The following is a 25,797-nucleotide window of genomic DNA, read 5'->3' as shown; positions in this document are numbered from 1 at the left end:
TGCGGCCTGATCGGCTGGCCTTCGGGCCTGATTCTCCGGCCCGCCGGGCCTTCGCGATGCAGCCTCCGGCAGGACCGGCCAGCCCGGGGAACCGGATTCCAACGAAGATCATGTTCAAGTGGTGGCTAGCTCGCCCGGGGCGGTAAGCCGGCGCCTTAGCAGCGAGTGCACCGCTATACCGGGCACCGGTTCGATCAGCGACAGGTAGACCCGGTTGCCCGGGTTGGCCCGCTGCAGCGGCTGCCACCGCTCGTCGAACAAAGCGCTGACCGTTGCCGGACTGTTTCGGCCGTTGCGGTGCATGTATTCAATGCGCTCACCGACACTGAGCGCATTTCTGATCTCCACCAGGGGCAGCGACGCCACCGCCCTGACCACCGCCACCGGTTCGCTCTGCACCACACAGCGAGACGAGTCGTAAAGCATATCGGAACCACCGGGCGGCTCGTCGATAAAATTCATGGTCAGATCCCGCGTGCCGGTCAGCGCAATCTCGTCCAGCAGCTCTTTGGGCAGCACGATCTCCTCCGGCCGGCGCCAGTCATCGGGGTCAAGGCCCCGCAGAAAATCAAGCGCCGCCCGGTAGGCCCGGACCACGGAACCGACATAAAACAGCGACTTCATCCGCCCCTCGATCTTCAACGAATCGACCCCGGCGGCAACCAGTTCCGGCAGACGTCCGAGTAGGCAGAGATCCTTGGCGTTAAAAATATAGGCCCCCCGTTCATCTTCTTCTATCGGGTACCACTGACCGGGCCGTTGTTCTTCCATCAGTGCATAGCGATAGCGGCACGGCTGAGCACACTGCCCGCGGTTGGCATCCCGGCCGGTCAGGTAGTGCGAGAGCAGACAGCGTCCGGAATATGATATGCAGAGTGCACCGTGGACGAAGATCTCGATCTCGGCCGAGCAGCGCTGCCTGATCGACCGGATCTCGGCAAGGGACAGCTCCCGCGCCAGATTGATGCGGCGCACACCTTGGCTCTGCCAGAATTCGGCCGCCGCCGCGTTGGTGACATTGGCCTGGGTGGACAGGTGCAGGGGCAGCTCGGGTGCCACCGATGCGGCCAGCGCGACGATACCGGGATCGGCGACGATGGCCGCATCGACGCCGATTTCCTGCAACAGGCGCAGATAGTCGGGTAATCCGGCAAAATCCCGGTTATGAGCGATGATATTAACGGTCACGTAGACCGCCACCCCTGCCAGGTGGGCCAACGCGGCCGCCTGGCGCAGGCCCGCTTCGTCGAAGGTGCCGGCTCGGGCCCGCAGACCATAATCGGGTCCGCCAAGGTAGACGGCATCGGCGCCGTAATGACCGGCGATAACCAATTTTTCCAGACTGCCGGCCGGCGCCAGCAATTCCGGCAGCACCGGCGGGCCAGCTTTCTTGCTTTGTTTTTCTATCATGCTGCAGTAAAGTAAGGGTTGACGGTCCTTGTTTCTACACCATTGATGCGCCGATCGGCAAGGCGTATCACGACCATCGAGCACTCAACCCGAATAATCCACCCTGCCCCGCAGATGATCACCATTCCCGTATATCAACCGCCCTCCTCCGACCGGCACCTGCGGCCGGCCATACGCCGGCAAAGCGCTTCGCCATGAACGAGACGCCGATTGGCATTGCCCTCAGCGGCGGTGTCGATTCCACCGCCGCTGCACTGCTGCTGAGCCGGGAACACCGGGTCCGGGGCTTTCTGATGAATATCGGCCAGCCGGGCTTTGATCGGCAGCTTGAGCAGGTCGAAACAATTGCCCGGCGCCTCGCCATCGATCTACGGGTCGTCGATCTCAGGCAGGACTTCAATCGACTCGTACTCGATTACTTTGCCTCCACCTATCGCGCCGGTATGACCCCGAACCCATGCATGATCTGCAACCGGAGCGTCAAGTTCGGGTTGTTCCTGAACCATATCCGCGCCGACGGCTGCGCCGTCATGGCCACCGGACATTACGCCCGGATCGCCCGGATCGATGGAGAAATCGCCCTGCTGCGCGGCCTGGATCAAACCAAGGACCAGTCTTATTTTCTGGCCCGACTGCGTCCGGAACAACTGGAGCAGATCAGGTTCCCGCTCGGCTCGATGGCCAAGGAGGACACCTATCGTTTTGTCGAGCAGCACGGTTTTCATGGTTTTCACGGGAACGAAAGCCAGGACGTCTGCTTTCTCCACGACACGACCATCTCCGAATATCTGGCAGCTACCAGCATTCACCCGGCCCGGCCCGGTCCGATCGTCACCCCGACCGGCGAGCGAATCGGCAGCCATCACGGCCTGCTGCATTATACTATCGGCCAGCGGCGGGGCATCGGCCTGCCGGACCAGTCGCCGTGGTATGTGACGGCCATCAAGCCGGCAACCAACACACTGGTGGTCGGCAAGGCCGACGACCTGCTGCAGACCAGGCTGCTGGCCTGCCGGGCCAATTGGCTGAGTGGCTCGCCGCCGCAGACGGGACAACGCTTCCTGGTCCGTATCCGCTCCACCCACCGCGGCAGTAACGGTGTTATCGACGACCTTGACGGCGACTCGTTCACGCTGCGCTTCAGCGAGCCGCAGCGGGCCGTGGCCCCCGGCCAGTTCGCGGTATTGTATGATGGCGAACGGGTCATCGGCTCCGGAGAAATCTGCCCGCAACCGTCGGCCCACCCCACTACGCTCCAATGAAACGTGTCTATTTTCATACCCTGGGTTGTAAGGTCAATCAATTCGAGACCGCCTCTTTCGCCAGCGATTTTATCGCCGCCGGATTCACGGTGTCCGCTGATCCGGCGCACGCCGACGTCATCGTTATCAACACCTGCGCGGTGACCGCCAAGGCCAGTTCACAGTCGCGCCGCGATCTAGGCCGGCTGGCCCGCAATAACCCCGGCGCACTGCTCGTCGTGACCGGCTGTCAGGCACAATTCGGTGCCGACGAGTTGCGCCGGCTGCCGGGCATGGACTCCGATCGATTGCTGCTGATCGGCAACGACGCCAAGGACTCGCTCCTCTCCCGGCTCACCGCACGCCGGCACTATCAGGCCGATCCTCGTCTGGTCGACATGAACGAGACTCGGACGATCAGCCGGCTGGCCGTCGGCCAGTTCACCGGGCGAACCCGTGCCCTGCTCAGGGTTCAAGACGGCTGCAACAATTTTTGCAGTTATTGCATCGTGCCGCTGACCCGCGGACGCAGCCGCAGCCTGCCGCTTGAGGAGGTAATCGCCCAAACCGCCAGCTACGCAGGCCACGGTCACCACGAGGTAGTCGTGACCGGTATCCATGTCGGCCAATACGGCACCGATTTCGGCACGGATTTCGGCACGGATCTCGACATCGCAGACTTAATGACCGCTCTCTGCGAGAGATTTCCCCGGCTCAGATTCCGATTGTCATCGATCGAACCAACGGAAATCAGCATGAAATTATTGACGCTGATGCAGCAAAGGGACAACTTTATGCCGCACCTGCACATTCCGCTGCAAAGCGGCGACAACCAGATCCTGGCCCGAATGAACCGGCACTACACGAGAGAGCAGTTCATCGAAAAGCTGGCCCTCTGTCGCCAGATCGTCCCCGACGCCGCCATCGGCATCGACGTGCTGGTCGGTTTTCCCGGCGAACAGGAGACGCACTTCAACAATACCATGGCCGTGCTTGAACAGACCGACTGCACCTACCTGCATGCCTTTCCCTATTCGCCACGGCCGGGCACACGGGCGACCGATTTCGCCGGCCAGGTCGAACAGACCGAGAAGCAGCACCGGGTACGACTGGTCCGCACCTTTGGCGAGCAGCGGAAGGCCTCGTTCTATAGCCGTTTTCTCGGTTCCCGCCGCAGCGCCGTGATCGAGGCCGAGCGAGACCATCAGGGACTGCTACGCGGCTATACCGACAACTACATCCCCATCCACTTGGCGGGCGACGATGCGCTCATCAATTCCGTCGTCACCGTCGAGTTGGAACAACTTGCGGAGTCCGGCGTGACGGCCCACCTCGGCGGGAGCGTGACATGATCGGGGAGATCATCGCCATCGGCGACGAACTGACATCCGGCAGAATTCTCAACACCACCAGCGGTTATGCGGCCCGCAAACTGTTCGAAGCGGGGCACACCATCCATGCCATGAGCACCATCGGCGACGCGCCGGCGCTGATCGGCGAGGCACTGCTACAGGCGATCACCCGCGTTGATTTCATCATCGTCACCGGCGGGCTCGGCTCCACCGATGACGATCTGACCAACGAAGCGGTCTCCCGGGCGTTAAACCGGCCAACCATGCCTAACCTGGACATCCTCGCCCAGATCAGAACGCACCTGCACGGACGCAGCGCCGCCCCTGACGATCCTTTGGAAAAACTCGCCTGGTTGCCGAGCGGCGCTGAAGCGTTCGACCCTTCAGCAGCGATCGCCGGCTACCAACTCGTACACGATGACACCCCGATTTTCTTTCTGCCCGGCGTCCCCGAGGAGATGATCGACCTGCTCAACCGGATCGTGCTGCCGAAGCTGGCCGCCTGGCAACCGGAGAGCGGTCTGGTGACCTGTCAGCGAATCTACAAGATCTTCGGCGTCGCAGAGTCGGAGGTCAACCGCTGTATCAGCACCCTGAACCTGGCACCGCCGATCCGGATCGGCTACTATCCGGTCTTTCCCGATGTCCATCTCAGTGTCCTGATCCGAGCAACCGAAAAGGACGACTCCCGCACCCGTTTCGAAACAGCCTGTCGCCGGGTCGAGACCGCACTCGGCAGCGCCATCTATGGCCGCGACAACGACGAACTGGAAGCGATCGTCGGTGCACTGTTGAAAAAGAGCGGCCGCTGGCTGGCAACCGCCGAATCGTGCAGCGGCGGCCTGCTCGCCCATCGCGTCACCCGGGTAGCCGGCAGCTCAAGCTATTTCGTCGGCGGTGCCGTCGTCTATGCCAACCGCCTCAAGTCCGAACTGCTCGGCGTTGACCCGGACCTGATCGAGCGGTGCGGCGCCGTCAGCAGCGACGTGGCCGCCGCTATGGCGAGCGGCATCAGGGAGCGCTGCCGCACCGATATCGGTGTCGCCATCACCGGCATTGCCGGCCCGGACGGAGGCACTGACGCCAAGCCGATCGGCACCGTCTTTATCGGAATGGCCGATGGCGACAACTGTCGGGTTACTCGCTGCCGTTTCAGCGGCGATCGTCACCGTATCCAGAATCTGGCCGTACATACCGGTCTGAACCTGCTCCGGTTGCACCTGCAAGGGGCGAGTGAAGGAGAAACGGAGACGACCGCCGATCGCTCTTGATGTTTATCTCACTTCCTTTTATGCTAGCAGGCCGGTACACCAATTTTTCTTTTGGGAACCTTGAAAAATTGCCATTCCGCCCAACCTCATTGTTACGCAATCAAATTTTATCCTTGGAATATCGAATAAATGCCTGCGGTAAAATTTTCTTGCGCGCCTTGATTTTGAACGAAATTTCGAATTTTTCAAGCTCCCCTAATGAAATCAACTAATGGACACGAGGAGCAATCGATGTCAGCGGACAATAAAAACAAAATGAGCAGCGTTGAAAGCGCGCTGAGCCAGATCCAGCGGCAATACGGTAAAGGGTCGATTATGCGTCTGGGATCCCGGGAAACCGAAAACATCCCCGCCGTGCCGACCGGCTCGCTGAGCCTGGACATTGCCCTCGGGGTCGGTGGTTTGCCACGAGGCAGAATCGTCGAAATCTATGGTCCGGAATCGAGCGGCAAGACCACACTGGCCCTGCATGCCATTGCCGAAGTACAGAAACGAGGCGGCACGGCAGCCTTCATCGATGCCGAACACGCCCTTGACACCAACTACGCCCAACGGCTCGGCGTGGATATCGACAACCTGCTCGTCTCCCAGCCGGATTTCGGCGAGCAGGCCCTGGAAATCGCCGAGATTCTGATCCGTTCCAACGGCGTCGAAATTATCGTCATCGATTCGGTGGCCGCCCTGGTGCCCCGTGCTGAAATCGACGGCAACGTCGGCGACGCCCATGTCGGTTTGCAGGCCAGGCTGATGTCACAGGCCATGCGCAAATTTACCGGTGTGCTTAACCGCAGCCATTGCATTCTCGTCTTCATCAACCAGATCAGGATGAAAATCGGCGTGATGTTCGGCAACCCGGAGACGACCACCGGCGGCAATGCGCTGAAATTCTATTCCTCACTGCGCCTGGATATCAGAAGGATCAGTCAGATCAAGGACGGCCAGGAAGTGATCGGCAACCGTACCAAGGTCAAGGTGGTCAAAAACAAAGTCGCCCCACCCTTCAAGAGCTGCGAATTCGACATCATCTACGGCGAGGGCATCTCCCGGGCCGGCGACATCCTCGATCTTGCCGTGGAGCAGGAAATCGTCGACAAGAGCGGCGCCTGGTATTCCTATCTCGACGAGCGGATCGGCCAAGGCCGGGAAAACGCCAAACAATTCCTCGTCGACCATCCGGAGATGATCCGGGAAATCGAAAACAAGGTTCGACTCGGCTACGGCCTCGCCGTCAACGAAAACGCCGTGGAAGACAAACTCGCTCAATAATCCTGGGAGCTTGTTGACATGTTGCAGAGGACAGGGTGCCGTCTGCTCGCCGTTGGGAGTTTGAAGCCATTATTTTTTTATATGAAAATCAGTTCCACAGGCTGAACTCCCCGGGCTGGTTGGTTCTCTCGGAGGCCAGCCGATCAGGCCGCAGCACAGCAGCCGAAGGGAGGACCAACCAGTCCTACCGACCATGACACCGGTTTTAATTGTTCATTGTGACTTCCTGTCACAGAGGGTAGCGAAGGACAGGTTGGAAGCGTCCCGCCGTTGGAGATAGCATGAAACGATCTATGGATAAGCGCTCCTTCGACGTGATCATCGTCGGCGGCGGACCGGCCGGACTATTCGGCGCCTATTATTTGGCGGAGCATTCGAAGCTCCGCGTTCTGGTGATCGACAAGGGCCGGGCACCGCACAACCGCAGCTGCCCGATCAAGGACAAGGGCTGCATTCATTGTCAACCCTGCAACATCCTCTGTGGCATCGGCGGTGCCGGCCTGTTCTCCGACGGCAAACTCAACTTCATTCACAAACTCGGCAAGACCGACCTTACCCAGTTTCTGCCCGAAGCCGCCGCCTGTGCGCTGATCGACGAGACGGAATTGATTTTTAACCGCTTCGGCATGGACGGACCGATCTTCCCCACGGATCTGGAAAGGGCCCACAGAATCAGGCTCGAGGCACGGAAGCGCGGTATCGACCTGCTGATCATCAAACAGAAACATCTGGGCAGCAACAACCTGCCCAACCATATCGCCGGGATGGCCGACTATATCGAATCGCACGGGGTGGTCTTCCACCATCTCGAAGAAGCCTGCGATATCATCGTTGACAACGGCCGGGTCTCCGGGCTGGTCACCAACCAAGCCACCTACTACGCCCCGTATATCATCATGGCGCCAGGCCGGGTCGGCGCCGAATGGATCGGCATGCTGGCCAGAAAGAACGGCATCGCCGTTTCCCAGCGCGGCATCGAGGTCGGTGTCCGGGTCGAGGTGCATAATGAGATCATGCAGGATCTCTGCTCGATCATCTACGATCCGACTTTTTTTATCAGGACCAGCCGCTACGACGATCAGACCCGGACTTTCTGCACCAATTTCGGCGGCTTCGTCGCCCTGGAAAACTACCAGCATTTCGTCTGCGTCAACGGTCATGCCTACACCGACCGAAAAAGCGACAATAGTAATTTCGCCTTTCTCTCGAAAGTCGTGCTGACTGATCCGGTGGAGGACAACCAGGCCTACGGCGAGTCGATCGGCAAACTGGCGACGCTGATCGGCGGCGGCAAACCGATCCTGCAACGCTACGGGGATCTGAAACGGGGCCGACGCTCGACCTGGAACCGGATCCGCAACAGCTACATCGACCCGACCCTGAAGAACGTGACGTGCGGCGATATAGCGATGGCCCTGCCGGAGCGGATCCTGTCAAACATCATTGACGGCCTGGAACAACTCAACCAGGTGGTTCCCGGTGTCGCCAACGACGAGACCATGCTCTATGCGCCGGAAATCAAATTTTTCGCCACCCAGGTTGAAACGGACAACAATCTGGAAACGGCGATCAGCGGTCTCTTCATGGCCGGTGACGGTCCGGGCGTAGCCGGCAATATCGTGTCGGCCACTGCGACGGCGCTCATCCCGGCAAAGGAAATCATTCGACGCAACCTCGGCTAGCCCCACGAGAGAGGCCGCAACGAACAATGAGAAAAGATGGCGGATAAGGGCGAGTTGGTATTGACAGTGCGAGACAATAAGCTATACTGATTCCCAACAGAGAATTGTTCTCACATAAATACCCCCCGATTAATTCAACAATGGAGGCTCTTATGCAGAAATGGGAATGCCCGTGCGGTTATATTTACGATCCGGCCGAGGGAGACGTTGCCAACGGTGTCGATCCGGATACCCCGTGGGAAAAACTGCCCGATGATTGGGTCTGTCCGGTCTGCGGTGCGGAAAAAGACGCATTCTGGAAATACGACGGCTAAATCCGCCGCTCTCACCCCGCCGCTTCCCGTTGTCCGGGAGCGGCGGGAATCATCTCCTGCAGCCCCCCCCACCACCGCCAACCGGAGCCGACCGGTTTGTCGCCTGTTTTTCTCCTCTCCTCACAACAGATGTTGTTCCGAGCCTAAGAACGTGGTACCAGTAGCTGTTACCCGCCCCCGTGAGCCTGGCCGTGGGCGAGACCATGCGTGATATTCCGGACACCACCGTTTGGTAATCAATCTGCCAGTAGTAGCAAATCGTGTATCACCCTGTCGATCCGCCCCGGGTCCTAATCGTTTATTTCAGCCTCAGCGGCCAGAGTCGCGGCCTGATCAATCTTTTTGCTGCCGGGCTGCGCAGCCAGGGAGTTGTCGTCGTTATCGAACAGCTCCAGCCGCTAAGCCGGATCGGCTGGCCGTTTGGCACCATTCTCCGCACATTGTGGATGATGCTCGTCACCTTTTTGCGACGGCGGACCCCAATCCAGCCTGTCTCAAAGGCTTGCTTCCGATCGTATGACATGGTGGTTCTGGCCGGTCCGACCTGGTCATACAACCCGAGCGGCCCGATCCTCAGTCTGCTCGACCGCTATGGTCAACGCATCTTCAGTGGGCAACGGGTGCTGCCATTGATATCCTGCCGCGGTTACTACCGTTACCATCAGTGGATCCTGAAACACATGCTGAACCGATTCACCGACCGCGTCGAAAACGCGCTGGTCTTCACTCATCCGGTCCCTGAACCGTGGAGCACCCTTGGAGTTTTCCTGAAATCGGCCGGCTTTAGGCCCGAGAAGATAGCCCTGCTTGCTTCCCGCTATCATCGCTTCGGTCATACCCGGCAGCAGTTGCTGTCGGCCAAGGCCCAGGGCAAAACGCTCGGGGAGAGCCTGCGAAAAAGCCTTGCGAGCGGCCGCTGAGCGGTCACTTCTTTTTCTTTTTACCCTTCTTCTTTTTCTTATCGCCGGTTTTGCAACCCTTGCAATAATCCTTGTCGGGTTTACACTTTTTCGTGTCCCCGACTAACGGACAGCCGCCGCAATGTTTTCCTTTCTTCTCGTATTTGCCGCAACATTTCTTTTTGCCATCACCCATGCGACCACCTCGTTATGATCATGGGAAGCTTGAAAAATTCGGATTCCACCCCATCTCATCGGTGCGCAATCAAATTTTATCCTCGGACTATCTTATATGTGCCTGCGGACAAATGTTCTTGCGTTTCTCGATCGTGAACGATGTTCCCCATTTTCAAGTCCCCCTCATGTCACCGGCCAAGACTGCCGAAGGAAAACAACGCCATTACCAGCAGGAGAAAACCGTTCATCAGCGCAAAGAGCACCCGGTAACCGGGTGTTCGGGATCCAAGCAGCGCATAGCCGGAAATCGCCGCCAGTGCCAGCGACAGAGCCGAGATCGGCACCGGCAGCCATACCGGTGACAACGGCCGGACAAGCAGCAGAGAGTGCACGGCCGACACCAGAGCCAATATCCAGATCAGCGCGATCAGACGGAGTTTGTCCTCCGGCATTGTTCTGACCAGGGCCGGCAACGACAACTGCCGATAATCATCTCGATAATTGAGCGTGACCAACCAAAAATGGGGCACCTGCCAGAGGGCCAACACCGACATGGCAATGAAAATTTCGGCGGTCGCGAACGGCCCGCCGCCAGCCAGCCATCCAAGGTAGGGGGGCAGCGCACCACAGACTGCGCCGGGCAGTACCGCCCAACTGGTGCGAAGCTTGAGCGGCGTGTAGATACCGTTATAGAGCAGGACAACGGTCAATGCCACCAACAACGGTGCCTGCGGCTCGGGCAGGAGCAATAGCAAGAGCACCCCGGCAGCAAACAGGAGTACTGCTTGCCAGAGTGCCACCCGCAGCGGCAACTCGCCGCTGGCCAGCGGCCGGTCGCGCGTGCGCCGCAGCAGCCGGTCCCAACGGTGGTCCTGATAGCTGTTGAGTGACGCGGCACCACAGGCCAGCAGAAAGACCGAGGCAAACAACACCATCGCCCTGCCATCCAGTACAGGCCGGGCCAGCAGCAACCCGAAGATCGCTGAAGCTGCCACGGCAACGCAGAGCGGCGCCTTAGCAGTTCGAATCAACCGGATCGACACAGTCCCGACAGCGCGCCGCTCGGTGCCGGCATGCGCTGTAGTACAGCGATTCATTCGTCTTCCTCGAGCCAGGCAAGATATTGCTCCTCCGGCACGATTCGCAGCTTGGCAACCATCTGGGAATGGCCGAGACCGCAGAATTCGGTGCAGAGAATGTCATACTCGCCGGCCTTGTCGGCGCGAAACCAGGCGTAGGTATCCATGCCGCGAACGGCGTCCACCTTGATGCGATAGGACGGGATATAGAAACTGTGCAGGACGTCCCAGGAAGAGATATTGAGTTTGACCGCTCGGCCGAGTGGCACAACAAGCTGGTTCTCGGTCTCCTTGTCATTGGGATAGACAAAAATCCAGGAGAACATCTGCCCGGCCACATCGATCTCCAAGGCATCCTCCGGGACATTGCGCAGTCCAAGATAGGACTGCCAGCCGACCCAGAACATGGTCAAAGCGATCAGGGTCGGCAATACCGTCCAGACCACTTCCAGGTTCAGGTTGTCCCGGATATCGACCGGCACCGGGTGTTTACTACGCCGATATTTGATGACGAAGACAATCATCACCACGGTGATGCCGATCAGCAGAATGATCGAGATACCGAGAATATACCAGAACGCCAGGTCAACGCCTCTTACAGGATCCATACTCCCCCGCTCTCTCCAAGATGGTTACCGGAACGCCACATCCCAAAAGGTAAAACTGATCATGATGGCCAGGAAGATAACCGTACTGATAAAAGATACTTTGATCGCCAGCCCCTCGTACTTGATATGCATGAAAAAGAGCAGCACCAGGGTCGCCTTGCAGGAGGCAACGAAGAGACTGATCGGCACATTCAAAAAACCCCAGTCGACATAGGAGACCCCGACAGTCACTGCAGTCAGGACGACCAGCCCGCCGAGAATGAGTGCGAGAAAACGGTAACTGAGTTGGTGTTCTTGCTCTTCTTCCATTATCCGCTCCTTCGTTACCATCATAGCACCAGGTAAAACAGGGGAAAGACGTATATCCAGATCAGATCGACCAGGTGCCAGTACAACCCGCTGTTCTCCAGCATCGCAAAGCGCTGGGCGGTAACCCGCCCCCTGATCACCAGGACCAGCGAGATTGACAGCAGGATCATGCCGATAATGACGTGCAAACCGTGTAGTCCGGTTATCGTGTAGTACAGACCGAAAAAGATATTGAAGCCCGGTCCCTCTTCATACAGGCGATCGGAATTCGGATAGAGCCCGTGCGCGAATTTGGCCCCCCACTCAAAATACTTGTTGACCAGAAAGAGCAACCCGCATCCCAGTGAGAAGAGAATCAAGGCGATGGCCTGACCGGTCTTTTGGCGCTGGACGGCCGTGATTGAGGCAGCCACGGTAAAACTGCTGATCAGCAGGACCAGGGTGTTGATGGTACCGATGATCCGGTTGAGCTCTTTGCCGCCGGTCGCAAAATCCTCCGGAAAATTATGAAAATAAACGGCATAGAGGACAAAGAGGCCGCCGAAAAGGATGATCTCCGAGTAGAGAAAGATCCACATGCCGATGCGCACGCCGGTTTTGTCGATCGCCTTTTCCATGGCTCAATTCCCTTTTTCCCGTTCTGCGGCGCGCCTCAGGACCTCCGAGAAATCATACGGATAATCGAGGATTCTCGGTACGTCGATAAAGTTATGGACCGGCGGGGGAGACGGCACGGCCCATTCCAGCGTCGTGCCACCCCATGGGTCGCCCTCGGCCCGCTCCCGGCTGACAAAGCTGAGCCACAGGTTGACAAACATCAGCAAGATGCCGGCCACCAGCAGAATACCGCCGAAACCGGCCAGGAAGTTGCCGGTCTCGAACTGCGGCAGGTAATCGAAATAGCGCCGGGGCATTCCCTGCATCCCGAGGATGAACATCGGCACGTAATGGAAGATAAAACCGACGGTCGCCAGAATCGCGCCGAGATAGGCCCGCTTGAAGTTATACATCAGGCCGAACATTTTCGGCCACCAGAAGTGCAACGCGGCAAAGAAGGCGAAACCGGTACCGCCGAACATCGTGAAATGGAAGTGGGCCACGATGAAATGCGTGTCATGAACGTGGATATTGGTTCCGGCCGCGCCGATAACCAGGCCGGTCAGGCCACCCACCGTAAAGAGATAGATGAAGACCAGAGCGAGCAGCAGCGGCGGGGTCATCAGAATGGAGCCCTTGTACATGGTCGACACCCAGGAAAACACCTTGATCGCACTCGGGATGGCCACCAGGAAGGTGAGCAGCGAGAAAACGAAGACCGACACGTCGCTCATGCCGCTGGTATACATGTGATGCGCCCAGACAAGTGATCCGGCAATGGCGATGGCCAGTGAAGAGACGACGATCCCTTTGTAGCCGAAAATCGCTTTACGGGAGAATACCGGGATAATTTCAGAAATCACCCCCATACCGGGCAGGATCATGATATAGACCGCCGGGTGTGAATACATCCAGAACAAATGCTGGTAGAGCAGCGGATCGCCGCCCCGGTCCGGATCGAACAGGCCGATATTGAGAAAGCGCTCCAGTACCACAAGCACCAGTGTGATCGACACCACCGGCGTGGCCAGAATCTGCACCCAGGCGGTGGCATAGAGCGACCAGGTGAACAGCGGAATCTGTAACCATCCCATGTCTTTGACCCGCATGCGGTGCACCGTGGTCACGAAATTGAGTCCGGTCAACAGCGACGACATACCGAGAATAAACGCGGCGGACACGGTCAGCGAAACGTTGGTCTCGGTGGTGACGCTGAACGGCACATAGAAAGTCCAGCCGGTATCGGCAAAACCGTCGCCGGTAAAGAGCGAGACGATGGCCACCGCCCCGCCGAGCATATACAGATACCAGGACAGCAGGTTCAACCGCGGGAAGAACACGTCGTCGGCGCCGATCTGGATGGGCAGCATGAAATTTCCAAAAATAGCCGGAATCGCCGGGATCACGAAGAGAAAGATCATGATCACGCCATGCAGCGTAAAGACCGCGTTATAAACGTCGGCCGGCATGATCGTCTCGCCGATGGCCATCAATTCCACCCGCAATGCCAGACCGAGCAGCAGGGCAAGCGTCAGCCAGAAAAAGACCGCCCAGAGATACATCAGGGCGAGCCGTTTATGGTCGTGGGTCAGCAGCCAGGCCCAAATTCCTTTTTGCCCCGGAGGCGACGTCGTAGCGAAAAATGACGCGTGTTCAGCCGGAAAGTGTTGAGAATCACGATGTTCAGTCACGGTGCTCACCTACCCCCTTTTTTTTCTCAGAATACGAATGAAAAAGAACGCCAGACCAAGGATGAACGTTCCGAGGATCAGCAGTTTGACCGTCTCGAAAACCGCATTGGTCGCGGTCGGGTCGTAATTGAAGCAATAATCGAGGAATCGTTTGATCGATGTGGCCGGCCGCCCTCGCTGCGCCTCAGTCAGCGCGATCTCGATATCGCCGGGGATGAAGGTCCCGTAGACATACTTGATAATCATGCCGCTGTCGGCGAGAACGACCAGCATCGACGGATGGATAAAAGTACCGTCGGCCAGCTTTTTGTAGGAAAAGCCGACACTGTCAAGCACCGCATCGATGGCGGTCCGGCTACCGGTAAGAAAGCGCCATTGATCCGCGGGAAAATCATCGTCAAGGAGATTGAGGTAATTCGCCTTGGCACTGCGGGCGGTTTCCGGCGTCTCCTCATCATCGAAACTGAGTGCGATAGCGCGATAGTCACGGCCGGCTTGCAGCTTCATCCGGTCCATGGCGATTGCCAGGTTGGCCAGATTGGTGCTGCAGCTGTTCGGGCAGGTAAAATAGATCGGCAGCAGGATCGTCGGCTTGTCGATAAGGCTGCCAATGGTCACCGAGGCGCCGTCCTCGTCAAGAAACCGGGACTCCAGCGGCAGCGTCGCCCCGGTTTGCTCGTCAACGCTGATGGTTCGGGGCGGTTCCGGCGGGCCGGCCGAGTCGGCAGCCGGAACCACCGCCGGCAGTAGCAACAGGGCCGGCAGCAGTGCCAGTACCAGATATCTCGCCCGGCTCATCGACATCGGTATCCCCCCGGGCTATTTCTCGGCGCCGGTGGCCAGGTTGACCGTCTTCGTTCCACGATAGCTGTGTCGCGGCCGGAAACTATCGCGATCCGGGCCGTAGGCCAGCAGCAGCACGGTGTCGCCATCGGCGGTCAAAGCGGAGTCATAAGCGTCACCGGACGCCATCGGCAGCGTGAACTCGATGGTCGTCATGCCGTCTTCCTCACTGGCGCTGACCAGGGTAACGTCATTGGTGCCGCCCAAGTCCGTATCGTCGGAGTGCCCCGTCGCCTTGTCGCCGAAATGATCGGCAACGGTACCGGTGCCATCCTTGACGTAACCGATGACGATGTTGGCATCTTTCATTTTATTGCTCGGATTAAATCCCACCGCTACCCAGCCGCCGGTTTTGGCTGACATTTTGCCCTTAAGCGTATCGCCGTCAACCGTCCAGGAAAAACTCATACCCCGAGCCGTAACTTCATGGTCATACGCGTCGGCGTAGAGCGGTGCGGCAACGAGGAAGAAACTGGCGAGCAACGCCGTCATCAGTTTTTTGTGCAACATAGTAATCCCTCCTGTAACAATTGTGATTTGTGCAGGCTTTGGCACTGCATTCCCTATTGTGCTAATCTATCAGACACGACCGCAGCAAAGTCAATGCCGAGTCGCTGAGGATCCTGTCGAAAATCAACGTCCTATTGGTAATTCAAGTAATTGTTGCCCTCTTCAGATAACCATTGTTTCACAATCAGTTCAATAACTTGTTGACAGAAAATTTTAATTTGCTACAATAATAAGAGTAATAATAACCATTCGCCTTACAGACAAGGCATCCCGTTCCATTTCCCGTGAGTCATGCCGACCGACGGTCCCGATACATATTCAACCCGTCGTTGTAACCTGTCGGGTGGCTCGTTATCGTAAACAATGAAGGAGGAACCATCATGGCAAAACGACTCGAAGTTTATAAGTGTAAAGTCTGCGGCAATATCGTCGAAGTGATGACCGGTGGAGACGGGGCTCTCGTCTGCTGCGGCCAGGATATGGTATTGATGAGTGAAAACACCGTCGATGCCGCGCAGGAAAAGCATGTACCGGTGGCCACCAAAGTATCCGGCGGCTGGGAAGTCGTCGTCGGCTCGGTACCGCATCCGATGGAAGAAAAGCATTATATCGAGTGGATCGAACTCAACACCAACGGTACCAGCTACAAAGTCTTTCTCAAGCCCGGCCAGGAACCGAAGGCCTTTTTCCCGGTTGAAGCCGACACGGTCACCGTACGCGAATACTGTAACCTGCACGGTCTCTGGAAGAGCTGATACATATCTTTCCCATATCCCGTCAGGCGAGCGCTGCCGCCCGCCTGACGGCCCGTCCCACGTCCTGCCCCTGCCCCGCACATCAGAGATAATCGCAGATAACCCGCCAGGCGTCACGTTTGTCGTGATAGCGTAGCGATGCCATGGCCGGACTGGTCGACGGCAGACACACCAGTTCCGGAATCGACGGCAGCGCCAAGTGAATCGGCCTGACCGCTTTGACATATTCCACCTCAGCCCGCCTGCCGTTGAAACATACGGCATGCAAGAAACGGTGCGTCTTAAACAAACCGTCGAAATCATTGACTCGAACCGATGCCGGATCGATCGCCGCATCGAGGCTGCCGACCCGCTCGCAGCAGTGCAGCACATCCCACAAGGCCACTCCTCGATCGAGTAACGCCTGCAGACGCTCACCATAAGGGGCGTGTGGATCAAAGCCGAGCAGGTCACCCATGATCGGCCAGAACGCGTTTCTCGGGTGGGCGTAATACTCTTGCTGCGCCAGCGAACGTACCCCGGGAAACGATCCGAGAATCAAGACCCGAGAGCGCTCATCGGCCACCGGTGGAAAGCAACGCGGCGATTCGGTCTTTTTGTTCACACTCGCTGCTTCTGCCGACACCGACACCTCCCCACCATCCGCGAGCGGTTGTCACCACGGCCGGGCTCCTTCCGCACTTTTTCCGTCTGCAGCGAATTGTCCGCTGAAAATCGCCAGATTCTGGTTATTATATAACCTTCATGGCTCGTAGTCACAACGAAGCATGAAAATCGGCATAGTGTTCGGATGGGCTGGTTGATTCTCTCGGAGGCTGCCTCGTGAAAGCCCGGCGGGGCGGACAGGACCTCCGCCACCGGCGGCCAGGCCATCCATGGCCTGTCTGCCGGTCTCGGAGCCCAGCCGATCAGGGCCTAGCGCAGCAGCCGGAGGGAGGATCAACCAGCCCGGGGAGTTCAGCCTGTGGAACTGGTTTTCATATAAAAAAACTCTCATGGCTGGCAGTCATGGGGATTCGTTGAGACGAGAATCAATCTATAACGATCCGGATGAACACCATGAAAACCAGAACGGAAACCGATTCGATGGGATCGGTCGAAGTACCGGCCGGCGCATTGTATGGTGCCCAGACTCAGCGGGCGCTGAACAATTTCACGATATCCGCAAAGCCGCTGCCGCCCCGGTTTCTCCGGGCCCTGCTGCGGATCAAGCAGGCCGCGGCAGCGGCCAATCGCGACTTGGGTCTGCTCGATGCAGAGACGGCCGACGCCATCATAGGCGCGGTCGAGACCCTGCTCGCCGGCGACCTGACACCCCATTTCCCGGTGCCGATCCTGCAAACCGGCTCCGGCACCAGCAGTAACATGAACGCCAACGAGGTGCTCGCGACCATCGTCCGCCGCAGCGGCAGGGACTGCTCCGCGAACGATCAGATCAACATGAGCCAGAGTTCCAACGACGTGATCCCGGCAACACTCCACGTCGCCGCCGCCCAGGCTATCACCGAGCAGGCCCTGCCGGCATTGACCGAGCTGGCCGCAACCATCCGCGCCAAGGGCCGACAATACCAGCACGTCGTCAAGACCGGCCGTACCCACCTGATGGACGCGCTGCCGATCAGGTTAGAGCAGGAACTCGGCGGCTGGGCCGCACAAATCGACGACAACATCGTCCGCCTGCAGGCATCTTTGCAGCATTTACTACGGCTGCCCCTCGGCGGGACGGCCGTCGGCAGCGGCGTCAATTGCCATCCCCGCTTTGCCGAGCGGGCCCGTTTTCACCTCGCCCACCTGACCGGCCTCGACGTGCAGGCGATGACATCGAACTATCTGGGACTGAGCTGCCTCGACACGGTCCTGGAGACCTCGGGCCAGTTGAAGACCTGCGCCGCAACCCTGATGAAAATCGCCAATGACCTGCGTTGGATGAATTCCGGCCCCGGCAGCGGCCTCGGTGAAATCTCTTTGCCGGCCCTGCAACCCGGCTCATCGATCATGCCGGACAAGGTCAACCCGGTCATTGCCGAAGCGGTCTGCATGGCCGCCGCCCGGGTCATCGGCAACGACGCCTCAATCACCATCGCCGCCCAGTCCGGCAATTTTCAGCTCAACACCATGTTGCCGTTGGCCGCCGCCGATGTACTCGAAAGCGTCGCACTGATCGGCGGCGCGGCCCGCGACCTCGGTGAAAAGGCCATTGCCGACTTAACGGTGCGGGAGGAGCGGCTTCTCGAACCTCTGGCGAAAAACCCGATCCTGGTCACCGCGCTGGCTCCCTATATCGGCTATCTGCCCGCAGCCGCCATTGCCAAAACGGCCAGACAGCAGCAGCGCACCATCCTCGATGTAGCCCGGGAAATGACCGACCTCGCCCCGGAACTGCTCGAGCGGCTGCTCGACCCGGTCTTGCTCGCCGACGGCGGCGCCCCGCCGACCGACGACAGCGCGAAGCGTCGCGAAAGATGATGCCGGGCAACCGGTACAGAGGCCCAATGGCCCGTTGCCACAACGGCAACGAAAGACTCTGCCGTCTTCTGGCCGGCATCCTGCTCGCCGCCGGACTGATACTGACATCCCTTCCGGTTGCCGGCGTGGACGGATCGCTCTTTTGGCAGGATCTGACGGTCCGGGCCCGGCTCGACAATGACGGCCGGTTGCATGTCAGGGAGACCCATACGATGGTCTTCACCGGTGACTGGAACGGAGGCGAACGTATCTTCGCGGTGCGGCCCGGACAAAGCTTGCAACTCAACGGGCTCTATCGACTCGACGCCACGGGTACCCTCGTCCCGCTCAAAAAAGGCTCCCTGGACCGGGTCAACCACTACAACTGGCAGGGCGACCGGCGACTCAGGTGGCGCAGCAGATTACCCGACGACCCGCCGTTTAACGGCCAACGCCTGACCTACCTGATCGATTACACGCTATCCGGCGTCATCATGGCAGCTGGAGATCGTCGTTTTCTGCTCAACCATGATTACGCTTTTTCCGACCGTTCCGGCCGTATCGTTACATTTTCACTGGAACTCAACGCAGACGACGGCTGGGAGCAAGAAGGACTGCCGCTCGTTATGAACCGCCGTGATCTGGCTCCCGGGCAGAGCGTTATCGTTCGCACCGAACTCCGTTATCGCACCGGCACTCCAGCAGCGGCCTTTCGGCCGGCCACCTCTTCCCGGCCCGATGCCGACACGGCTGCACCCGCCCCGGCTTGGCTCCGCTTCGGCTCTACTCTGTTCCTGCTGCTCCTGCTGGCCGGCGCAACCCGTTCGTTTCTCCGCCATGAATCAGCGAGGGATCGCTTCACCCCGCTTCCCGACCAAACGAAAATCGATCAGGCCTGGCTCGAACGCCACGTCTTCCACCTGCTCCCGGAAACTGTCGGGGCAGCCTGGGACAAGAGCACCGCCACCGCCGAAGTGGCAGCCATACTTGCCCGGTTGGTGCTGGCAAACAAACTGAGCAGCCGCCTGGAGCCGGTCAGACTGCCGCTTATTGGCTGGCGCATTCCCGGCCAGAACACGCTTCACTTGACGTTGCTCCAGCCGCGATCGACATTGCACGGCTACGAACGGACCTTGATCGACTCCCTGTTCATCAACGGCGACAAAACGGACAGTCGGCAGATCCGTGCCCATTACCGGCAACAGGGCCAGGCGTTCAAACCGGTGGAAACGATCCGCGACCGGCTGGAACAACGGGTCAAGCGGCTGACCCAAAGCGGAAAAGAGCAGTCCGGCTACCGCTGGCTCCTTCCCCTGGCGGCGATGCTGTCGGCACTACTGCTGCTCCTGGTCAATGGAATCATACATCGCAACGAGCTTGGCACCACCGTCATCGGGACAGTCGCCGGGGTCGGCACACTAATTATCGGCCTGGCCGCGGCCACAACCTATCGCAACCGCTCTGACCGGTTGCCCTGGCGGGCTCTGCTGCTCATCGCGACGCTGCTGCTGCCGCCTGCCGCGTATCTGCTGCTTGGCCGGCAACCGATCTCCAGTCTGCTGACCGTCGCCCTGGCACTGCTCTACGGCGGCCTGATCGACATGGTCCTGCTGATGGCCAGAAATCGGGACAGTCACGACGGCATCGAGTTGTGCCGTAACCTTGCCGCCGCGCGCCTCTTCTTTCAACGCCAACTGCGGACAACAGCACCGGCGCTGCGCGATGAATGGTTTCCGTACCTGGTTGCCTTCGGGCTTGCCCCGGAGGTCGATCGTTGGGTCAGATCATTCTCGGCAACCGCGCCGTCAACGGTTTCCGCGGCCGACAATGCGGCATCAGCGGCCACCGGCTTCAGCGGCGGCGGCGGCCGCTTCGGCGGCGCCGGTGCGAGTGGTTCCTGGGCCGCGGCGGCCACTGCTCTGGGCAGCGCATCCTCATCATCCTCCGGTGGCGGCAGTGGCGGCGGCTCATCAGGCGGCGGTGGCGGCGGCGGCTGGTAACACTCCGGTGGCCGGGCGCGATCCTTCTGCCCGCCACCTATAGTGCCTGAATCTCCACCCCACCGACCCTGCGGACGCAGTCCCCACCTCCACCTCAGCCGACCAACGCCGGGGAAGTGATTCTCGTCACCGAAACCTCAGCGAGAAGACGTAACAACGCTATCCGGCGCTAACCGATTTGACTTTTTCCGGAAAATAATCGTAGAATCATATCACTTTGTGCGACCTTCCCGGAAAACGCGCACCCATGCGTTCTCCATCAACGGTAACGACTGCCGGTATCATTTTGCCTGCCGGTCGTCTTTGACGGGAGTTTAACGGCATGAACAATCTCAGTCTAGTGGTCAAGATCGGCGGCGGTTTCGGCCTGGTGCTGCTTCTCTTAGTGGTTGTTAGTTTCACCAGCTGGCAGGGACTGACCTCGATTCTCTCCGGGCTTCAGCAATATCGGCTTTTTACCGAGGAAACGACGCTGACCGCGCAATTGCGCCAGGAATTGAGCCAGGCCGATGCAACGATCAAGGATTTCATCATTTCCGGCAGTGATACGGCAACGCAGGCGCACCGGGAAGCGGCCACGGCCATCACTGCGGCCCTCGACCGGGCCCTGCAGTCAGCCCAGGACCAGGCCGAACGTGAACGGTTGCAGTCGCTGCAACAAAATACCGCCCAGTATCGTGAGACTACCGACCAACTGATTGCCCTGAGAGCCGGCTACATCGAGCTGGTCGACGACCGTCTCCATGTCCTCGGCCCGGAGATGGCGGAAAACCTTGCCGCAATGATGGATCAGGGCCGCCGCGACCGTGACGATGTTGCCACCTATCTGGCCGGCATGGCCCTGCGCAACCTACTCAACGGCCAGATCGACGCTCTGAATTTTCTTCAATACAGCAGGGACGAGGATGCCCAAAGCTGCCGCGACCACTTTGCCCAACTTGCCGAAGAAACAAGAAAGATCAGTAAACTGGTATTTGACGAGTCGATGCTGGCCCGCAACCGTGCTGTGACGGAACGTGCCGCCGCCTACCTCGCCGCCTTCGACGAGGTAGCTGCTCTCGTCCAGCATCGCGACGACCTGGTCGCCGATCTGCTCGGCAGGCTGACTCCGGCCATTGGTGGTCAACTCGATGATATCCGCAGCACTGCAACAAAACGGCAGGACGAACTCGGCGGGAATCTCTTCAGCCAGGGCCGCCGAGCCCGTTTGACCGTCCTGATGATCGCCGGAGCGGCGCTGATCTTCGGTGCCGGCTGCGCCTTTCTGCTCACCAAGGCGATAACCGGACCTATTCTGCGCACCGCTCGTTTTGCCGGGACCATGGCCACCGGTGATTTCACCCAATCGCTGTCCATCGCGCAGCGCGACGAAATCGGTGCCATGGCCGAGGCGCTCAACTCCATGGTCGCTGACCTGAGGACCATGCTTACCGATATCATCAATGACACCGGAGTGTTAGCTCAATCATCGGAGGGCCTTAAAGAAACGGCCAGGCAGCTGACCGGCGGCGCCGAGGAGACCTCGGCAAAAGCAGGTACCGTGGCCGCCGCCGCCGAAGAAATGAGTACCAATATGCAATCCGTTGCCGGTTCCATGGAGCAGTCGGCCCAGAATACCCATCTGGTCGCCGCCGCAACGGAACAGTTGAGCGGTACCGTGCAGCACATCTCCGATAACGCCGAATCGGCCAGAGATATTGCCGAAACTGCGGTTGCCGCCGCCGAGCAGACCAGCCGGCGGATGGATTCTCTCAACAGCGCCGCCGTTCAGATCGGTAAGGTAACAGAAACCATCACCGAGATATCGGAGCAGACCAACCTGCTGGCACTCAACGCCACCATCGAGGCCGCCCGTGCCGGCGAGGCGGGCAAGGGATTTGCCGTGGTTGCCAACGAGATCAAGGAACTGGCCGGGCAGACCGCTGCAGCAACCGTCGATATCAAGCGACAAATCGAGACCATGCAGCAGACAACCGGTGAGACCGTTGCCGATATTTCTCAGATATCCGATATCATACACAAGATAAATGACGTCATCAACACGATCAGCACCGCCGTCAACGAACAGCAGGCAGCGACTACGGAGATCGCCGGCAAAGTGGCGGAGACCTCCGCCGGCATCTCCGAAATCAACGAGCATGTTGCCCAAAGTTCTCAGGTGTCTGCTGAAATAACAAAGGATATCAGCGAGGTGAACAACGCATCCCAGATGATGTCGAGTCAGTGTGAAGTGGTCGAAACAAGTGCCGAGCAACTGAGCCAACTGTCGGCGCGGCTTACCCGGATGGTCGAGCGTTTTACCGTCTGATCAACCGTTCAAGCAGGCGCTGTCGATCGGACAAACACATCGGACACGACGATGCAACCTCAGAGCTCCAGACGGTACCCCTGGAGCAGCCGGTAATACATGGTACGCAGAACTTGCCCGTCCTTGGTTACCGGCAGTTCGTGGATGGCTCCCATGCCGACCATACGGTTGCGAAAATAGGGAAATTCAACCCTGATCCGGCTCGAAGCCACCACCAGAATATCCCGACCGACCGCCTCCTGCGGATCGGTCCAATATTCGTACATCAACCCGTCCCAGGTAAATAGATGCCAGCCGACCGTCTCCTCAACGAGCCGCCTTCGGCTGCTGTCCGTCGTCCCCGCCGCGTTTTTGCTGCGATAGAAAGCGAGACCGCTACTGATCTGATAGGGATCCATACCGACCACTAAAGGTCTTCTGCCGGTTTCCGCTGCAACCGTATCAACGATTTCTTCTATCTGGCGGGCGAATTCCTGCCAGCCGCTGAGAAACGGTCGTGATGGGTGCGGTAGTGACGGTAAACCAAGAACGACGTAGTGCAAACCAATCGCGTACACCACGACCAAGACCATCGCCGTATAATGCCAGAGCCGCTGCAAACCGGTCATGAAGCGGCCAGTGGCACCTACAGGCGAAGGGGCGGCAACGATGGCCCCGAGCAACGGGAGCACGGCCAGCCACAACGGAGAAGTCCAGTTCAGCTTGACCTCCCGGGTCAAGCTGAAAAAGAGAAAGACGACAAACGGCAGCGTGACCATAAGCCAGAGAAACAGGTAACGGCTGCGCATCGCTCCCTGGCCGTCCGACCGTGCAGTTTCCGGTTCATCGACCGCAGCCAGCAGGAGCCTGCCCCTGGTCCAGAACAAAAAGAGCCCGACCAAGCCGGCCGGGGTCAAGTTGACCGCGACATAACCGAGCAGACGGTCGGTGGTGAAAAACGGTTTGTCGGCCAGCCGGTCGTGGCTCTGGAACAGGAAGGACGCCCAGTCGTGCTGGTAGTTCCACAGCAAAACCGGCAGAAAAAGGACGAGGGCGAGCAACAAGGCACCAAGCGGTTCGCCCCGGACGAACCAGCGCCGGGCCCGTCGATCGATGAGCATAAAGCAGCAGGCCGCCGGTCCGAGCAACACGACGGTATATTTGGACAATAGTCCGAGGCCGAGACTGAAACCGACGCCCAGCCACGCATCAGAGCGGTTTTCGACAAGGACCCGGTAAAGGAAATAGAGCAGTGCCGCCCAGGCCGCATGCAACGGTGCATCAGGCGTCATCGTCAAGCCGATGCCGAAATAAAACGGCAGGATGCCGACGAGCAGCAGGGCGCCGAGGGCGGCCCTTCTGCCGCAGATGCGCGAAGTCAGACGATGGACGAAAAACGCGGTGACAAACCAGCAGACAAAAGCTCCGATCCTCACCCCGAACTCCGAGGTACCGAACAGCGCGGTGCCCAGCCAGATCAGCAGGGTGACCAGAGGCGGGTGATCAAGATAACTCAGAGACGGATGCTGTGCGTAAACCCAATAGTAGGCCTCCTGCTCCATCAGTTCCGGCAGACCGAGATAGACGAGCCGCAACAGAAGCACTGCCGACACTGCGCCGACAATGCCGAACCGCAGGCGCACCCCTTGTGCCATCCGACCAATCCCTGCTGACCAGACGATCGACATCGGCAGCACAAAACAGATGCTGCCGATAACCGCGGCCGGAAGAAAAGCGGTAAGCGGGCCGGCCCAAATACGGGGCTCGACATGCTCGAACACCGCCCCCTGCATGCCGATCGCCCAGATCATAGACACCAGCGCGACGGGCAGCCATCGCCCCGCCGACACAGCAACATGACTGCCGTTGGCCCGAAGTAGAGCCAATCCGGTCATTGTCGCCACAGAGGCTCCGGCCAACGCCACCAGGTGTGCCGTTTCCGGTTTCAGGCCGAGATGGAGCAATACGGCAAAGATCAGCCAGTCGAGGGCGGCACTACAGCCGACCGTCAGGCCGAATCGCCAGCTCATGGAGCGCGGGGTGCCACCCCCCGCCAGGTGCACCAGTTGTTTGAGATAATCGAAGATGATCTGTTTGTTCATCTTGGAAAATCCCTCGAAGCGATCGCGAAAAACGATCGGCACCTCACAGACCCGAACCTCGTCTTCAGCGGTGGCCAACAGCTCGAAACCGATCTTGAAGCCAGGCACATCGGGCCTGGTCCGGGCCAAACGCTGGCGAGAGACCGCAAAAAATCCGGCCATCGGGTCATTGACCGCGGTAAACAGTCGGGCCGGCAGACCGGCCAGCCGCGATGCGATCTTGCGTGCCAGAGGCCACTGCGGAATACTGCCGCCCTCGACATAGCGGCTGCCGATCACCATCTCATGGGTCCCGTCCAGCAGCGGTTGCAGCAGATCGGGGATGCTTTCTGGGGGGTGGCTCAGGTCGGCATCCATCACCACGGCCAGCTCATGGGCCGCCGCGCCGGCACCAGCCACCACGGCACTTGCAAGACAACCGTCATTGTCACGGCAGATCAAGCGAACCGCCGCCCGACCGCTCCAGGCGCGTATCCGCTCTCTGGTCGCATCGCTCGAACTGTCGTCGATAAAAACGATTTCCCGCTCGACATCGACAGGCAGCACGACACGGAGCAGCCGCTGCATCAGCGGGTCGATATTGTCTGCTTCATTCCTGGTGGGAATGATGATGGAGATTCCGACCATTTTTTATATAGTATCTCACGTGCGCGTGATGTCTCGGCCCGTACCGCGCATCGACAGCTGGATGATTCGTTGCAGGCGACAAAGTGATTGCCGCACGTTTCGCCAATACGGCGCTGCGCAGGAGCCTGAATATTTTGCGGCGGCCCCTCGTGGCGCCGCCATAATGTCCGAACTATGTCACCCGAAAGACATGAACAGAACCCAGCTTCAATAACAGAAAGACGGCCGTGACGCAAGCATAGTATAGTGGACCCCAGTTTTAAGACAGTAGTTTAAGCTAGACGCAATCCCGAGGAACAGGAAAAGATGAGTGAAGGAAAGAAGAGAAAGTT

General features: G+C 59.1%; 22 protein-coding genes. 11 read left to right on the top strand and 11 right to left on the bottom strand.

The window, feature by feature from the left end:
* Positions 1 to 114: 114 nt before the first annotated feature.
* Positions 115 to 1,410: a peptidase U32 family protein gene (locus tag BUC26_RS15750; protein WP_073377545.1), complete on the bottom strand. Its 1,296-nt coding sequence runs from the start codon at positions 1,408 to 1,410 to the stop codon at positions 115 to 117.
* A gap of 194 nt (positions 1,411 to 1,604) precedes the next feature.
* Here BUC26_RS15750 and mnmA point away from each other — a divergent pair, with 194 nt between their 5' ends.
* From mnmA to BUC26_RS15715, 7 genes are all read left to right on the top strand, one after another.
* On the top strand, positions 1,605 to 2,672 hold the full coding sequence (gene mnmA, locus BUC26_RS15745) for a tRNA 2-thiouridine(34) synthase MnmA (protein WP_073377543.1): 1,068 nt from the start codon (positions 1,605 to 1,607) through the stop codon (positions 2,670 to 2,672).
* Complete coding sequence (mtaB, locus tag BUC26_RS15740; RefSeq protein ID WP_073377542.1) at positions 2,669 to 4,003, top strand: tRNA (N(6)-L-threonylcarbamoyladenosine(37)-C(2))-methylthiotransferase MtaB; 1,335 nt, start codon at positions 2,669 to 2,671, stop codon at positions 4,001 to 4,003. The genes mnmA and mtaB overlap by 4 nt, the downstream gene beginning before the upstream one ends.
* Positions 4,000 to 5,274 carry a CinA family nicotinamide mononucleotide deamidase-related protein gene (locus tag BUC26_RS15735; protein ID WP_073377541.1) on the top strand — a complete coding sequence of 425 codons (1,275 nt, stop codon included), beginning with the start codon at positions 4,000 to 4,002 and terminating at the stop codon, positions 5,272 to 5,274. Before mtaB ends, BUC26_RS15735 begins: the two co-directional genes overlap by 4 nt.
* Positions 5,275 to 5,505: 231 nt before the next feature.
* On the top strand, positions 5,506 to 6,540 hold the full coding sequence (gene recA, locus BUC26_RS15730) for a recombinase RecA (RefSeq protein ID WP_073377539.1): 1,035 nt from the start codon (positions 5,506 to 5,508) through the stop codon (positions 6,538 to 6,540).
* Between the two features lie 281 nt (positions 6,541 to 6,821).
* Complete coding sequence (locus BUC26_RS15725; protein WP_073377537.1) at positions 6,822 to 8,222, top strand: NAD(P)/FAD-dependent oxidoreductase; 1,401 nt, start codon at positions 6,822 to 6,824, stop codon at positions 8,220 to 8,222.
* 152 nt (positions 8,223 to 8,374) lie between these two features.
* Positions 8,375 to 8,536 carry a rubredoxin gene (locus BUC26_RS15720; protein WP_073377535.1) on the top strand — a complete coding sequence of 54 codons (162 nt, stop codon included), beginning with the start codon at positions 8,375 to 8,377 and terminating at the stop codon, positions 8,534 to 8,536.
* Between the two features lie 260 nt (positions 8,537 to 8,796).
* Positions 8,797 to 9,456: a hypothetical protein gene (locus tag BUC26_RS15715; protein WP_073377534.1), complete on the top strand. Its 660-nt coding sequence runs from the start codon at positions 8,797 to 8,799 to the stop codon at positions 9,454 to 9,456.
* A 4-nt stretch (positions 9,457 to 9,460) separates the two neighbouring features.
* Here the strand turns inward: BUC26_RS15715 and BUC26_RS23450 are convergent, their stop codons facing one another.
* From BUC26_RS23450 to BUC26_RS15680, 8 genes are all read right to left on the bottom strand, one after another.
* Positions 9,461 to 9,631 carry a hypothetical protein gene (locus BUC26_RS23450; RefSeq protein ID WP_153307088.1) on the bottom strand — a complete coding sequence of 57 codons (171 nt, stop codon included), beginning with the start codon at positions 9,629 to 9,631 and terminating at the stop codon, positions 9,461 to 9,463.
* Between the two features lie 169 nt (positions 9,632 to 9,800).
* Positions 9,801 to 10,709, bottom strand: a complete 909-nt coding sequence (locus BUC26_RS15710; protein ID WP_073377533.1) for a UbiA family prenyltransferase — start codon at positions 10,707 to 10,709, stop codon at positions 9,801 to 9,803.
* Complete coding sequence (gene coxB / locus BUC26_RS15705; protein ID WP_073377531.1) at positions 10,706 to 11,299, bottom strand: cytochrome c oxidase subunit II; 594 nt, start codon at positions 11,297 to 11,299, stop codon at positions 10,706 to 10,708. Before coxB ends, BUC26_RS15710 begins: the two co-directional genes overlap by 4 nt.
* Before the next feature lie 24 nt (positions 11,300 to 11,323).
* Positions 11,324 to 11,608: a cytochrome C oxidase subunit IV family protein gene (locus tag BUC26_RS15700; RefSeq protein WP_073377529.1), complete on the bottom strand. Its 285-nt coding sequence runs from the start codon at positions 11,606 to 11,608 to the stop codon at positions 11,324 to 11,326.
* Positions 11,609 to 11,628: 20 nt separating this feature from the next.
* Positions 11,629 to 12,225, bottom strand: coding sequence for a cytochrome c oxidase subunit 3 family protein (locus BUC26_RS15695; protein ID WP_073377527.1), 597 nt, complete (start codon positions 12,223 to 12,225; stop codon positions 11,629 to 11,631).
* A 3-nt stretch (positions 12,226 to 12,228) separates the two neighbouring features.
* Entirely contained in the window at positions 12,229 to 13,896 is a 1,668-nt protein-coding gene (locus tag BUC26_RS15690; protein ID WP_208609809.1) for a cytochrome c oxidase subunit I, read from the bottom strand.
* Positions 13,897 to 13,905: 9 nt separating this feature from the next.
* Positions 13,906 to 14,694, bottom strand: a complete 789-nt coding sequence (locus tag BUC26_RS15685) for an SCO family protein (protein WP_143166042.1) — start codon at positions 14,692 to 14,694, stop codon at positions 13,906 to 13,908.
* Positions 14,695 to 14,715: 21 nt separating this feature from the next.
* On the bottom strand, positions 14,716 to 15,249 hold the full coding sequence (locus BUC26_RS15680) for a DOMON domain-containing protein (RefSeq protein WP_073377524.1): 534 nt from the start codon (positions 15,247 to 15,249) through the stop codon (positions 14,716 to 14,718).
* Between the two features lie 380 nt (positions 15,250 to 15,629).
* Between BUC26_RS15680 and BUC26_RS15675 the strand changes: the two genes are divergently transcribed.
* The gene (locus tag BUC26_RS15675; protein ID WP_073377523.1) at positions 15,630 to 16,004 is read left to right on the top strand and encodes a desulfoferrodoxin; all 375 of its coding nucleotides are present in this window, start codon (positions 15,630 to 15,632) and stop codon (positions 16,002 to 16,004) included.
* Positions 16,005 to 16,086: 82 nt separating this feature from the next.
* Here the strand turns inward: BUC26_RS15675 and BUC26_RS15670 are convergent, their stop codons facing one another.
* Entirely contained in the window at positions 16,087 to 16,608 is a 522-nt protein-coding gene (locus tag BUC26_RS15670) for a DNA-deoxyinosine glycosylase (RefSeq protein WP_073377521.1), read from the bottom strand.
* A 455-nt stretch (positions 16,609 to 17,063) separates the two neighbouring features.
* Here BUC26_RS15670 and BUC26_RS15665 point away from each other — a divergent pair, with 455 nt between their 5' ends.
* The 3 genes from BUC26_RS15665 to BUC26_RS15655 all read left to right on the top strand — a co-directional run bounded on the left by BUC26_RS15665 (position 17,064) and on the right by BUC26_RS15655 (position 22,757).
* Positions 17,064 to 18,470, top strand: coding sequence for a class II fumarate hydratase (locus BUC26_RS15665; RefSeq protein WP_073377520.1), 1,407 nt, complete (start codon positions 17,064 to 17,066; stop codon positions 18,468 to 18,470).
* A gap of 26 nt (positions 18,471 to 18,496) precedes the next feature.
* Positions 18,497 to 20,449 carry a DUF2207 domain-containing protein gene (locus BUC26_RS15660; RefSeq protein ID WP_073377518.1) on the top strand — a complete coding sequence of 651 codons (1,953 nt, stop codon included), beginning with the start codon at positions 18,497 to 18,499 and terminating at the stop codon, positions 20,447 to 20,449.
* Between the two features lie 322 nt (positions 20,450 to 20,771).
* Positions 20,772 to 22,757, top strand: coding sequence for a methyl-accepting chemotaxis protein (locus BUC26_RS15655; RefSeq protein WP_073377516.1), 1,986 nt, complete (start codon positions 20,772 to 20,774; stop codon positions 22,755 to 22,757).
* A 59-nt stretch (positions 22,758 to 22,816) separates the two neighbouring features.
* On the opposite strand, the gene BUC26_RS15650 is transcribed toward BUC26_RS15655, so the two are convergent.
* The gene (locus BUC26_RS15650; RefSeq protein WP_073377514.1) at positions 22,817 to 25,465 is read right to left on the bottom strand and encodes a glycosyltransferase family 39 protein; all 2,649 of its coding nucleotides are present in this window, start codon (positions 25,463 to 25,465) and stop codon (positions 22,817 to 22,819) included.
* Positions 25,466 to 25,797: the final 332 nt, after the last annotated feature.

It is taken from the genome of Desulfofustis glycolicus DSM 9705 (assembly GCF_900130015.1).
Classification (GTDB): domain Bacteria; phylum Desulfobacterota; class Desulfobulbia; order Desulfobulbales; family Desulfocapsaceae; genus Desulfofustis; species Desulfofustis glycolicus.
This window is presented reverse-complemented; position numbering and strand designations above follow the sequence as displayed.